Annotated in this window: 10 protein-coding genes; 6 read left to right on the top strand and 4 right to left on the bottom strand. The window is 71.8% G+C overall.

The features are described from left to right. Positions 1-4: 4 nt before the first annotated feature. Together cydD and ACIQU3_RS10225 are read left to right on the top strand one after the other, a co-directional pair. A complete protein-coding gene (cydD, locus tag ACIQU3_RS10230; protein WP_403924366.1) occupies positions 5-3,490 on the top strand; it encodes a thiol reductant ABC exporter subunit CydD in 3,486 nt (1,161 codons plus the stop codon). A 100-nt stretch (positions 3,491-3,590) separates the two neighbouring features. After that, positions 3,591-4,658, top strand: a complete 1,068-nt coding sequence (locus ACIQU3_RS10225; RefSeq protein ID WP_403924363.1) for a peptidoglycan DD-metalloendopeptidase family protein — start codon at positions 3,591-3,593, stop codon at positions 4,656-4,658. Positions 4,659-4,668: 10 nt separating this feature from the next. On the opposite strand, the gene ACIQU3_RS10220 is transcribed toward ACIQU3_RS10225, so the two are convergent. The 4 genes from ACIQU3_RS10220 to ACIQU3_RS10205 all read right to left on the bottom strand — a co-directional run bounded on the left by ACIQU3_RS10220 (position 4,669) and on the right by ACIQU3_RS10205 (position 9,206). Further along, a complete protein-coding gene (locus ACIQU3_RS10220) occupies positions 4,669-5,556 on the bottom strand; it encodes an HAD family hydrolase (RefSeq protein WP_403924361.1) in 888 nt (295 codons plus the stop codon). Positions 5,557-5,638: 82 nt separating this feature from the next. Then, positions 5,639-6,541: an LLM class flavin-dependent oxidoreductase gene (locus ACIQU3_RS10215; RefSeq protein WP_391252980.1), complete on the bottom strand. Its 903-nt coding sequence runs from the start codon at positions 6,539-6,541 to the stop codon at positions 5,639-5,641. 82 nt (positions 6,542-6,623) lie between these two features. Next, a complete protein-coding gene (locus tag ACIQU3_RS10210) occupies positions 6,624-7,166 on the bottom strand; it encodes an RNA 2'-phosphotransferase (protein ID WP_403924358.1) in 543 nt (180 codons plus the stop codon). A gap of 282 nt (positions 7,167-7,448) precedes the next feature. Next, complete coding sequence (locus tag ACIQU3_RS10205; protein WP_403924355.1) at positions 7,449-9,206, bottom strand: SDR family oxidoreductase; 1,758 nt, start codon at positions 9,204-9,206, stop codon at positions 7,449-7,451. Between the two features lie 168 nt (positions 9,207-9,374). Here ACIQU3_RS10205 and ACIQU3_RS10200 point away from each other — a divergent pair, with 168 nt between their 5' ends. From ACIQU3_RS10200 to ACIQU3_RS10185, 4 genes are read left to right on the top strand one after another with little or no spacing between them, the layout of a single operon-like run. After that, a complete protein-coding gene (locus ACIQU3_RS10200) occupies positions 9,375-10,343 on the top strand; it encodes an ABC transporter ATP-binding protein (RefSeq protein WP_403742027.1) in 969 nt (322 codons plus the stop codon). Beyond that, on the top strand, positions 10,333-11,250 hold the full coding sequence (locus ACIQU3_RS10195) for an ABC transporter permease (protein WP_403741682.1): 918 nt from the start codon (positions 10,333-10,335) through the stop codon (positions 11,248-11,250). Before ACIQU3_RS10200 ends, ACIQU3_RS10195 begins: the two co-directional genes overlap by 11 nt. Further along, positions 11,247-12,158: an ABC transporter ATP-binding protein gene (locus ACIQU3_RS10190; RefSeq protein ID WP_403741679.1), complete on the top strand. Its 912-nt coding sequence runs from the start codon at positions 11,247-11,249 to the stop codon at positions 12,156-12,158. Before ACIQU3_RS10195 ends, ACIQU3_RS10190 begins: the two co-directional genes overlap by 4 nt. 9 nt (positions 12,159-12,167) lie before the next feature. Beyond that, positions 12,168-12,887, top strand: coding sequence for an ABC transporter permease (locus ACIQU3_RS10185; protein WP_234750387.1), 720 nt, complete (start codon positions 12,168-12,170; stop codon positions 12,885-12,887). Positions 12,888-12,974 lie beyond the last annotated feature (87 nt).

The raw sequence follows: 12,974 nt of genomic DNA, 5'->3' as shown, positions 1-12,974 counted from the left end.
TCACGTGAAACCGATCGATCCGCGTCTGCTCCGGTACGCCCGTGCCACCCGGGTCTTCCTCGTGGCGGTCGTGGCCCTGGGGGCCGTAGGGGCGGGGCTGGTCATCGCGCAGGCGATGCTCATCGCCGAGGTGATCGTCGGAGCGTTCCAGCACCGCATGGCGGTGTCCGAACTCGGCACTCCCCTGCTGCTGTTGGCAGCCGTCGCGGTCGGGCGGGCGCTGGTCGGCTGGCTCACCGAGCTCGCCGCGCACCGGGCGAGCGCGGCCGTGAAGTCCGAGCTGAGGGGGCGGCTGCTGGAGCGTGCCGTCGAGCTGGGGCCCGGCTGGCTGGGCGGGCAGCGGACCGGTTCGCTGGTCGCCCTGGCCACCCGGGGCGTCGACGCCCTCGATGACTACTTCTCCCGGTACCTTCCCCAGTTGGGTCTCGCGGTGGTCGTGCCGGTGGCGGTGCTGGCGCGAATCGTCACCGAGGACTGGGTCTCCGCGGCCATCATCGTGGGCACCCTGCCCCTCATCCCGGTCTTCATGGTGCTCATCGGCTGGGCCACTCAGTCCCGGATGGACCGGCAGTGGCATCTGCTGTCACGGTTGTCCGGGCATTTCCTGGACGTCGTCGCGGGGTTGCCGACACTGAAGGTCTTCGGCCGGGCCAAGGCACAGGCGGAGTCGATCCGGCGCATCACCGGTGAGTACCGCCGGGCGACCATGCGAACGCTGCGGATCGCCTTCATCTCCTCCTTCGCCCTCGAACTGCTCGCCACGATCTCGGTGGCACTCGTCGCCGTGACGATCGGCATGCGGCTGGTGCACGGAGAGACGGACCTGTACATCGGCCTCGTCATCCTGATCCTCGCGCCCGAGGCGTATCTGCCGTTGCGGCAGGTGGGGGCGCAGTACCACGCGGCGGCCGAGGGGCTCGCCGCAGCCGAGGAGATCTTCGAGGTCCTGGAGACGCCCGTCCCGGCCTCCGGTTCCGCGGCCGTGCCGGAGGGCGCGCTGTCCTTCGAGGGCGTGACCGTCCGGCACCCGGGGCGGTCGGCCGATGCGGTCTCGGACGTGACCTTCGGCGTCGAGCCCGGGGAGACGGTCGCGCTGGTGGGGCCGAGCGGCGCCGGCAAGTCGACGCTGCTGAGTGTTCTGCTGGGGTTCGTGCGACCGGCCGAGGGGCGGGTGAGAGCCGGGGGTGTCGATCTCGCCGACGCCGACCTGGAGCAGTGGCGCTCCCGGATCGCGTGGGTGCCGCAGCGGCCCCACCTCTACGCCGGGACGATCGCCGAGAACGTACGGCTGGCGCGGCCGGGCGCCGATGACGACGCCGTACGGCGGGCCCTTCGGGACGCCGGGGCGCTGGAGTTCGTCGACGCGCTGCCCGGTGGTGCGCAGACCGTGCTCGGTGAGGACGGCGCCGGGCTGTCCGCCGGGCAGCGGCAACGGCTCGCGCTGGCCCGCGCGTTCCTCGCCGACCGGCCCGTGCTGCTGCTCGACGAGCCGACGGCGGCGCTGGACGGAGCCACCGAGGCCGGGGTCGTCGCAGCGGTGCGGCGGCTCGCGGCCAGCCGGACGGTCCTCCTGGTGGTGCACCGGCCGGCGCTGCTGGAGGTCGCCGACCGGGTCGTGCGGCTGGCGGAGCCCGAGGCCACCCCTGTGCCTGTGACATCGGCCGTGGCAGCGGGCACCGAGCCCCGGTCCGTCGAGGCCGAGGCGGCCGCCCCGGCCAAGACCGCCGAACCGTCCCCTTCCGCCGGTGTCCTCGCCCGCGTCCGCGTCCTGTGCGGTGCCCGGCGCGGGCGACTGGGGCTGGCCCTGCTGCTGGGGAGTCTCGCGCTGGGGAGTGCCGTGGGGCTCATGGCCACCTCGGGGTGGCTGATCTCGCGTGCCTCGCAGCAGCCGCCCGTGCTGTATCTGATGATGGCCGTCACCGCGACGAGGGCGTTCGGGATCGGGCGGGCCGTGTTCCGGTACGCCGAGCGGCTGGTGTCGCACGACGCCGTGCTGCGGATGCTGGCGAACACCCGGGTCGCGGTGTTCCGCAGGCTGGAGCGGCTGGCACCGGCCGGCCTCCTCCGGGTCCGCCGGGGAGATCTGCTCTCCCGGCTGGTCGCGGACGTGGACGCGCTGCAGGACTACTGGCTGCGCTGGCTGTTGCCCGCCGGGGCGGCCCTGGTCGTGTCGGCCGCGTCGGTCGGCTTCACGGCGTGGCTGCTGCCCGAGGCCGGGGCGGTGCTGGCGGCCGGGCTCCTGGCGGCGGGGGTCGGCGTGCCGCTGATCACCGGAGCGGTGGCACGGCGCGCCGAGCACACACTGGCGCCCGCCCGCGGGGTGCTCGCGACGAGGGTGACCGATCTGCTGACCGGCACCGCGGAGCTGGCCGTCGCCGGTGCCCTGCCCGCGCGGACCGCTGAGGCACGCCAGGCCGACGGAGCGCTGACCCGGATCGCCTCGCGCGCGGCCACGGCCACCGCCCTGGGCGACGGTCTCACCGCGCTGGTCTCCGGACTGACCGTCGCGGCCGCCGCCCTGGCCGGCGCCCAGGCGGTCGCCGCCGGGCGGCTCGACGGCGTGGCCATGGCCGTCGTCGTCCTCACCCCGCTCGCCGCCTTCGAGGCCGTGCTCGGGCTGCCGCTCGCCGTGCAGTACCGGCAGCGCGTGCGCCGCAGCGCGGAACGGGTGTACGAGGTACTGGACGCGCCGGAGCCCGTGCGGGAGCCGGAACGGCCCCGGCATGCGCCCGCGTCGCCGTTCCCGGTCGTCGTCAAGGGGCTGACGGCCCGGCACGCCGGGCAGGACCGGGAGGCGCTCGGCGGGCTGGACCTGACCCTGGAGGAGGGGCGCCGGATCGCCGTGGTCGGGGCCTCCGGCTCCGGCAAGACCACGCTGGCGCAGGTACTGCTGCGGTTCCTCGACGCGGAGGCCGGGTCGTACACGCTCGGGGGTGTTGACGCGTACGCGCTCCACGGTGACGACGTTCGGAAGTCCGTCGGGCTGTGTGCGCAGGACGCGCACCTCTTCGACAGCTCGCTGCGCGAGAACCTGCTGCTCGCCCGCAAGGACGCCACCGAGGACGACCTGCGTGCCGTGCTGGGCCGCGCCAGGCTGCTGGACTGGGCGGACAGCCTGCCCGACGGTCTGGACACGCTCGTCGGCGAGCACGGGGCGCGGCTGTCGGGAGGTCAGCGCCAACGGCTGGCACTGGCCCGGGCCCTGCTCGCCGACTTCCCCGTCCTGGTGCTGGACGAGCCCGCCGAGCACCTCGACCTGGCGACGGCCGACGCGCTCACCGCCGATCTGCTGGCCGTCACCGAGGGGCGCACGACACTGCTCATCACGCACCGGCTGGCGGGTCTCGAAGCGGTCGACGAGGTGCTCGTGCTGGAGCGTGGACGGCTCGTGCAGCGTGGTCCGTACGCGGACCTGCTGGCGGTCAACGGCCCCCTGCGGAGGATGGCGGAGCGCGAGGCCGCGGCCGAGTCGCTGGTGGGAGCGCCGTAGCAGCCGGCCACCACGGGCACTGGGCCGTTCGGCGCAGCCGGTCCCCCGGCTGTACGACGTGAACAGGACCGGCCCACGGTGCTGGGTGACGATCGCTGACATGCGCTCATATCGCCGCCATCGGCTGCTCGTTCCGGTCCTGCTGTGTGCGCTGGCCGTGCTCGCGGCCCGGCCGACGGCAGCGCACAAGGAACCCGGCAGCGGCCCCGGCACCGGTCCGGAGACAGGTCTCAGCGCCGAGGTGGTGCGGCTGTACGAGGAGGCCGCGGTGGCGACCCAGCAGTACGAGGCCGGACGCAAGCAGGCCGACGTGCAGCGGGCCGAGGCCCAGCGGGCGGAGGCGCTCCTGGACGCGCAGCGGCGGGACATCGCCGCTCTGCACGAGGACCTGGGCCGCATCGCCCGCGCCCAGTACCGCAGCAGTGGTGGCCTGCCGGTGGCCGCCCACATGATCCTCGCCGACAGTCCCGAAAGCCTGATGCGAGGTCAGCACGTCTTCTCCCAGGCGGACCTCGCCGTGAACAACGCGATTTCCAAGAACCGGCGCGCCGAGGCGAGGCTGGCGGCGGACGAGGCCAAGGCCGCTGACCGGTGGCAGGCGCTGGAGAGACGCAACACACAGCTCGCCGCTCTGAAGGCCGACATCGAGCAGAAGCTGGAGACGGCCCGCTCAGAGCTTCAAGGGCAGGCGGACGCCGCGGTCGCCGCCGGGGCGTGCCGCGGAGCCGCCCGTCTCGACCAGCCGGCGACGGGGTTCAGCGAGGGCGACTGGGTCGCGCCGGTCGAGACGTACGAGCTGTCGGCGTCCTACGGCAGCGGTGGTGCGCGCTGGTCGAACCGGCACACGGGGCAGGACTTCGCGGTGCCGATCGGCACGCCCGTACGGGCCGTGGGCGCGGGGCGGGTGGTGAAGGTGTCCTGCGGAGGTCCGTTCGGGATGGAGGTCGTGCTCAAGCACGCGGGCGGCTATTACACGCAGTACGCCCATCTCGCCGCGCTCGCGGTCGACCAGGGGGAGCACGTCAGCCCTGGGCAGTGGATCGGCCAGTCCGGCACCACGGGCAACTCCACCGGGCCTCACCTGCACTTCGAGGCCCGGGTCACCGCGGAGTCCGGCTCATCGGTGAACCCGGTCTCATGGCTGGCGGCACGCGGAGTGTCCCTTTGAGAGGCCCGGGCTACGGCCGTTCCGTCAGCAACCGCTCGATCACGATCGCCACGCCGTCCTCGTTGTTGGCCACCGTCCGGCCCGAGGCGGCGGCGAGCACGTCGGGGTGGGCGTTGCCCATCGCGTACGACCGGCCTGCCCAGGTCAGCATCTCCACGTCGTTCGGCATGTCGCCGAAGGCGACGACCTGCTCGTGCGAGATGCCGCGCTCGGCGCAGCACAGGGCGAGAGTGCTGGCCTTGGACACGCCCGGACCGCTGATCTCGAGCAGTGCGCTGGGGCTGGAGCGGGTCACGTTGGCACGGTCGCCGATGGCGAGGCGGGCCAGGGTCAGGAAGGCGTCGGGGTCGATCTCCGGGTGGTAGGCGAGGATCTTCAGCACCGGCTCCGCGGCGGCCCGATGGTCCGGGCCCAGCACTTCCTCGGCCGGGACGAGGCTGTCCGGTGTCTCCATGTGCAGCTTCGGGTACGCGGGCTCCTGGTAGAAGCCGTAGGTCTGCTCCACCGCGTACACGGTGCCCGGTGCCGCGTCGCGCAGCAGCCGTACGGCGTCCAGGGCGTTCTCCCGGGCCAGCTCCCGCACCTTCACGAACCGGTGGGCACCGGGACCGCCGTGCAGGTCGACCACGGCGGCGCCGTTTCCGCAGATCGCCAGGCCGTGGCCGTGCACATGGTCGCTGACGACGTCCATCCAGCGGGCCGGGCGGCCCGTCACGAAGAAGACCTCGATGCCCGCCTCCTCGGCGGCGGCCAGCGCGGCGACCGTACGCGGGGACACCGACTTGTCGTCGCGCAGCAGAGTGCCGTCGAGGTCGGTGGCGATCAGTCGCGGCGGGAGGGTCTCGGCCGCGGTCTCGGGCTGTCGGGTCGCTGAGGTCACCCGGCCATTGTCCCGCACGTGTCTGCACGGGCGTGCGGGGCTCCGCACAGGTGAGTGGATACCGCTCTGAACAGAGGCTCTCCGGCCCGTCCGGCGACGCTCAGCGCAGCTGCGCCGGTGCCTCCATCGCGATCTGCTCGAAGACCTTCTCGTCCGCGGCGAACGGCGAGTCGGGGATCGGCCAGTGGATCACGATCTCCGTGAAGCCCAGCTCCACATGGCGCCCGGCGAAGTCGACGAACGCGTTCAGGGACTGGAGCGGTCCGACACGGTCCGGCGTGAATCCGGTGAGCAGCACCCGGTCGAGATCGGTCATGTCGCGGCCGACCTCGGCGCAGATGTCGTCGAGCCTCTCCGCCTGCCCGCGAATGGCCTGAATCGACTGCTCAGGAGTGCCGTTCTCGTACAGCTTCGGGTCACCCGTGGTGACCCACGCCTGCCCGAACCGGGCGGCGAGCCGCATCCCGCGCGGCCCGGTCGCGGCCACCGCGAACGGCAGCCTGGGGCGCTGCACACAGCCGGGGATGTTCCGCGCCTCGTGGGCGGAGTAGAAGTCACCCTCGTACGACACGGCGTCCTCGCACAGCAGTCGGTCGAGGAGCGGGACGAACTCGGCGAAGCGGTCGGCGCGCTCGCGCGGGGTCCAGGGTTCCTGGCCGAGTGCGGTGGCGTCGAAGCCGGAGCCGCCCGCGCCTATGCCGAGCGTGACCCGCCCGCCGGAGATGTCGTCGAGGGAGATCAGCTCCTTGGCGAGGGTCACGGGGTGCCGGAAGTTCGGCGAGGTCACCAGGGTGCCCAGCCGCAGCCGGTCGGTGACGCTTGCTGCGGCCGTGAGGGTCGGCACGGCGCCGAACCAGGGGCCGTCCCGGAAGGTGCGCCAGGACAGGTGGTCGTAGGTGTACGCGGTGTGGAAGCCGAGCTGCTCGGCGCGCGTCCAGGCCGCGCGGCCGCCTTCGTGCCAGCGGCGGTACGGGAGGATCACGGTGCTCAGACGCAGACTCATGACACCGAGCCTAAGGGAGCACCGGCGGTCCCCCCTGTTTCACGTGAAACAGTCACCGTGCGCGTCCGGGCGGACACGGAAACTAGCCGGGGAAGCGTAGGTACCGTGCCGGGACGGTCTCGGTCAGCCACACGCCGTTCGCGCTGACCTGGAAGACATGGCCGTCCCGGTACATGGCGTCCGCGTCGACCGTCAGCACGACGGGCCGGCCCCGGCGGGCTCCGACGCGGGTCGCCGTCTCCCGGTCGGGCGAGAGGTGGACGGCATGCCGGTTCATCGGGCGGAGGCCTTCGGCCCGGATCGCGTCCAGGTTGCGGGCGACGGTGCCGTGGTAGAGGTGCGCGGGCGGGGTGGCCGACGCCAGACCGAGGTCGACCTCGACGCTGTGGCCCTGGCTGGCACGGATCCGGGTGCCGTCGACGGCGAAACGCCGCTTGTCGTTGGTGGCGACGACATGGTCCAGCTCTTCACGGGTGAACCGGAAGCCGTGCGCGGCTGCCGCGGCGATCAAGGTGTCGATCTCGACCCAGCCGGCCTCGTCGAGCGTGAGCCTGATGCGTTCCGGCTGGTGGCGCAGATGCTTCGACAGGTACTTCGACACCTTCACGGTGCGTCTCTCGTCCATCCCACCAGGGTGCGGGAGAGACCCGAATCACGCGATCGAGTTTCATCTCGCAGGTTTGATCCACAGCGAAGTATGGTTATCCACAGCGGAATTGGCGCTTCTGTGGACAACTGAGCGTCGTTTCAGGGGGTTTGGGCGTCACTCCTCGGCCCCTCACGCCTCGGCCTGCCTCACCTCGCCCTACATCGACGAAGGCCGGTTCGACGAAGGCCCACGCCCAGCGGTCGGCGTGGTTCTGGAAGGTCACGAGGCGGCTTTATCCGCCGGGTCACTCACCGCGTCTCACATCGGCGGCTTCATCCGCGCCAGGCCCCGCACCGCCCCCGGTGCCCACCGCGAAAGCCACCGCGCACCCCGCGCCTCCGGTGTCACCGGCACCACCGCCTCGTTGCGCGCCACCGCCCGCAGGATCGCCCGGGCGACCTTCTCCGGCGGATAGTTCCGCAACCGGTACAGGCGGGCGGCGCGCTGTTGCAGCCGCTTCTCCTCCAGGGCGTCGGCTCCGGCGAAGTGTGCCGTCGACGTGATGGCCGTGTTCACGATGCCCGGGCACACCGTCGTCACGCCGATCCCCTGCCCCGCGAGCTCCGCCCGCAGGCACTCGCCGAGCATCAGCACGGCCGCCTTGGAGGTGCTGTACGCGGGCAGCGCCCGGGACGGCTGGTACGCCGCGGCCGACGCCACATTGACGATGTGGCCGCCCTGCCCGCGCTCGGCCATCCGCCGGCCGAAGAGCCGGCACCCGTGGATGACGCCCCACAGATTGACGTCGAGGACCTTCCTCCAGTCCTCCGGGGTCGTGTCGAAGAAGGAACCGGACAGTCCGATCCCGGCGTTGTTCACCAGGACGTCCACCACCCCGTACTCGGTGGTGACCCTGTCGGCGAGCTTCTCCATGGCCTGCTCGTCGGAGACGTCGACCGTCTCCGCCCAGGCATCTGAGGCGCCCCGCAGGCGGCAGGACTCGGCGGTGCGGGCCGCCGCCTCCCCGTCGCGGTCGACGGCCACGACGCGCGCACCGGCCGCGGCGAACGCGAGCGCCGTCGCCCGCCCGATGCCGCTGCCCGCCCCGGTGACGAGCGCGAGCTGCCCGTCGAAGCGCTCGGCGTGTTCGCCGTCCGCCGTCGACCGGGGCCGCCCGCTCTCGACGGACGTCACGAACTCCTCGATCCACGAGGCCAGCCGGTCGGGGCGGGTGCGCGGGATCCAGTGCCCCGCCTGGACCGTCCTGCGGGTCAACTGCGGGACCCACTGTTCCAGTTCGTCGTGGAGCCGCTCCGAGAGGAACCGGTCCTCCAGTGGTGTGATGACCTGCACGGGAGCGTGGGCGTGCGCGTCCGGGCGGGGAGCGCGCAGCCGGGATCGGACGTTGTCCCGGTACAACCAGGCCCCGTGGGCCGCGTCCGACGGCAGGGACGCGGTGGGGTAGTCGCCCCTCGGCACCTTCTCGACGCGTTCCAGCATCCGGGGCCAGCGCTTGCCGAGGGGGCCGCGCCAGGCCAGCTCGGGCAGCAGGGGCGTGTGCAGCAGGTACACGTACCAGGAACGGGCGCCCTGTCCGAGCAGCTGGCCGACCCGGCGCGGGGTGGGCCGCTTCACCCGCTTGCCGATCCAGTGGCCGAAGTGGTCGAGGGACGGACCGGACATCGAGGTGAAGGAGGCGATGCGGCCCCTGGTGCGCTGCACGGTGGTGAACTCCCAGGCCTGCACGGACCCCCAGTCGTGTCCGACCAGGTGCACCGGCGCGTTCGGACTCACCGCGTCCGCGACGGCCAGGAAGTCGTCCGTCAGCTTCTCCAGCGTGAACCCGCCCCGCAGCGGCCGCGGGGCGGTCGAACGGCCGTGGCCGCGGACGTCGTACGCCACCACGTGGAAGCGCCCGGCGAGCCGCGTGGCGACCTCGGACCACACCTCCTTGCTGTCGGGGTAGCCGTGCAGCAGGAGGACCGTCGGCCGTCCCGGATCACCCATCTCGGCCACGCACAGCTCGACTTCGCCCGCCCGAACCCTGCGCTCCCGCGCACCCGTCAGCAACGTCATCCGGCGAATCTGGCAGTTGTTAGAGAGTTCGTCAATAGGGGCTTCCCGGGGGTGGTAACTCTCAAGGAGCAGCACCCCTAGGGGCGCGTAATACTCAGGGCTGATCCGAAGACAGCTCTGCGGAGTGACGACCGCCACGCACGCCGCCCCTACCTTCGTAGGGTGACTGTGATCGCGACCGAAAGCCTGAGCAAGCGGTTCCCCCGGGTGACCGCGCTTGACCGGCTCTCCGTGGACGTCGGGCCCGGTGTGACCGGACTCGTCGGAGCCAACGGAGCCGGCAAGTCCACACTGATCAAGATCCTGCTGGGTCTGTCCCCCGCCACCGAGGGCCGCGCCGAAGTGCTCGGGCTCGATGTCGCCACCGACGGCGCCGCCATCCGCGAGCGGGTCGGCTACATGCCCGAGCACGACTGCCTGCCGCCGGACGTCTCGGCCACCGAGTTCGTCGTCCACATGGCGCGCATGTCCGGCCTCCCGCCCACCGCGGCACGCGAGCGCACCGCCGACACCCTGCGCCACGTCGGGTTGTACGAGGAGCGCTACCGCCCCATCGGCGGCTACTCGACCGGCATGAAGCAGCGCGTCAAGCTCGCGCAGGCCCTCGTCCACGACCCTCAGCTGGTCTTCCTGGACGAGCCGACCAACGGCCTCGACCCGGTCGGCCGCGACGAGATGCTTGGCCTGATCCGCCGCATCCACACCGACTTCGGCATCTCCGTCCTGGTCACCTCCCACCTGCTGGGCGAGCTGGAGCGCACCTGTGACCACGTCGTCGTCGTGGACGGCGGCAAGCTCCTGCGCTCCAGTTCCACCACGGACTTCACCCAGACCACCACGACCCTCGCGATCGAGGTCACCGACACCGACGAGCACCCGGACGGCACCCGTGCGGTCCGCGAGGCGCTGCACGCGCGCGGAGTGCCCGTCGAGGACGGCAGCGGCCTGCCCGGCGCCGGCCACGTCCTGCTGCTCACCGCGCAGGGCGAGGAGACGTACGACCTGGTCCGGGACGTGATCGCGGACCTCGGTCTCGGCCTGGTGCGCATGGAGCAGCGCCGGCACCACATCTCCGAGGTCTTCACCGGCAGCGACGAGCGCGAGCAGCGGAAGGAGGCGGTCGGCCATGGCGGTTGAGCACTCCACGGGGACACCCGCCCCGGCACCGGGCGACCAGACCCGCATCCACAACATCGGCTACCGCAACTACGACGGCCCCCGCCTCGGCCGCGCCTACGCCCGCCGCTCCCTGTACTCGCAGTCCCTGCGCGGCTCCTACGGCCTCGGCCGCTCGGTGAAGTCCAAGGTGCTGCCGATGCTGCTCTTCGTGGTGATGTGCGTGCCCGCGGCCATCATGGTCGCCGTCGCGGTCGCCACCAAGGCCAAGGAACTGCCCCTCGACTACACGCGCTACGCGATCGTCATGCAGGCGGTCATCAGCCTGTACGTCGCCTCACAGGCGCCCCAGTCCGTCTCGCGGGACCTGCGCTTCAAGACCGTTCCGCTGTACTTCTCGCGGCCCATCGAGACCGCCGACTACGTCCGCGCCAAGTTCGCGGCCCTGGCCTCGGCGCTGTTCGTCCTCACGGCCGCTCCGCTGCTCGTGCTCTACGTGGGCGCGCTGCTGGCCAAGCTGGACTTCGCCGACCAGACCAAGGGATTCGCACAGGGACTGGTCTCCGTGGCACTGCTCTCACTGCTGTTCGCCGGCATCGGCCTGGTCATCGCGTCCGTCACCCCGCGCCGCGGCTTCGGCATCGCGGCCGTGATCGCCGTGCTGACCATCACCTACGGCGCGGTCTCCACCCTCCAGGCCATCGCCGACGCACAGGGCAGCGGCGACGCCGTGCCGTGGATCGGGCTGTTCTCGCCGATCACGATCGTCGACGGAGTGCAGTCCGCGTTCCTGGGCGCGACGTCCGCCTCTCCCAGCGGGGTGGGTCCGAGCACCACCGAGGGCGTCGTCTACGTCCTCGTCGCCCTGGGCCTGATCGCGGCGAGCTACGGCCTCCTGATGCGCCGCTACAAGAAGGTGGGACTGTGACCACGCTCAGCATCGACCACGTCTCCCGCTGGTTCGGCAACGTGGTCGCCGTCAACGACATCACCATGACCGTCGGCCCCGGCGTCACGGGCCTGCTCGGCCCCAACGGAGCCGGCAAGTCCACCCTCATCAACATGATGGGCGGCTTCCTGGCCCCCTCCACCGGCACCGTCACCCTCGACGGCCAGGCCGTGTGGCGCAACGAGCAGATCTACAAGCACATCGGCGTCGTCCCCGAGCGGGAGGCGATGTACGACTTCCTCACCGGCAAGGAGTTCGTCCTGGCCAACGCCGAGCTGCACGGCCTGGGCGCGAAGGCGGCCCAGAAGGCGCTGGCCACGGTCGAGATGGAGTACGCGCAGGACCGCAAGATCCAGACGTACTCCAAGGGCATGCGCCAGCGCGTGAAGATGGCGTCCGCCCTGGTCCACGACCCCTCCCTGCTCCTGCTGGACGAGCCGTTCAACGGCATGGACCCGCGTCAGCGCATGCAGCTGATGGACCTGCTGCGCCGCATGGGCGACGAGGGCCGCACGGTGCTGTTCTCGTCCCACATCCTCGAAGAGGTCGAGCAGCTCGCCTGGCACATCGAGGTCGTCGTCGCCGGCCGGCACGCCGCCAGCGGTGACTTCCGCAAGATCCGCCGACTGATGACCGACCGGCCGCACCGCTACCTGGTGCGCTCCAGCGACGACCGCGCCCTCGCCGCCGCGCTGATCGCCGACCCGTCGACGTCCGGCATCGAGGTCGACGTCACCGAGGGCGCGCTGCGCATCCAGGCCGTCGACTTCGGCCGCTTCACCGCGCTGCTGCCCAAGGTCGCCAGGGACCACGGCATCCGGCTGCTCACGGTCTCGCCGTCCGACGAGTCCCTCGAGTCCGTCTTCTCGTACCTGGTCGCGGCGTAGGAGGCCCTGATGTACGACCCCACAGTCGCCCGGCTCACCTACCGGGCCCTGCTCGGCCGTCGCCGGGCCCTCATCCTCGGCGCCCTGCCGATGCTGCTGATCGTGATCGCCGTGGCGGTGCGCGGACTGGCCGGCGCGGACGACCAGACGGCGTCCGACCTGCTGGGCGGACTCGCCCTGGCCACGATGGTGCCGATCATCGGCGTCATCGCCGGAACGGGCGCCATCGGACCCGAGATCGACGACGGCTCGGTGGTGTACCTGCTGTCCAAGCCGATCAAGCGGCCGACGATCATCTTCACCAAACTGATCGTCGCCATCGCCGTGACCATGGTGTTCTCGGCCGTGCCGACGCTCATCGCCGGGTTCATCCTGAACGGCAACGGCCAGCAGGTCGCCGTCGCCTACACGGTGGCCGCGCTGGTCGCGTCCATCGCCTACGCGGCCCTGTTCCTGCTGCTGGGCACGGTCTCCCGGCACGCGGTGGTGTTCGGCCTGGTCTACGCCCTGGTTTGGGAGGCCCTGTTCGGCTCCCTGGTGCCGGGTGCGCGCACGCTGAGTGTCCAGCAGTGGTCGCTGGCGGTGGCGCAGAAGGTGTCCGGCGGGGACCTGGTCTCCTCCGACGTGGGCCTGACCACGGCGACGGTGCTGCTGGTCGCCGTCACGGTGCTGGCCACCTGGTACGCCGGGCAGAAGCTGCGGTCCCTGACCCTCGCGGGCGAGGAGTGATGCATTCCGGCCCTGACGGAGGCTTCACCTCGGCCGGGGCACACGGGGCGAACGGGATGTAGGGGAAACACCACGGGAGTTGGACGG

Origin of the sequence: Streptomyces sp. NPDC101110, assembly GCF_044759525.1 — a bacterium.
Taxonomy (GTDB): Bacteria; Actinomycetota; Actinomycetes; order Streptomycetales; family Streptomycetaceae; genus Streptomyces.
The sequence above is the reverse complement of the archived record's forward strand: the minus strand, read 5'-3'. Positions and strand labels throughout refer to the sequence as shown.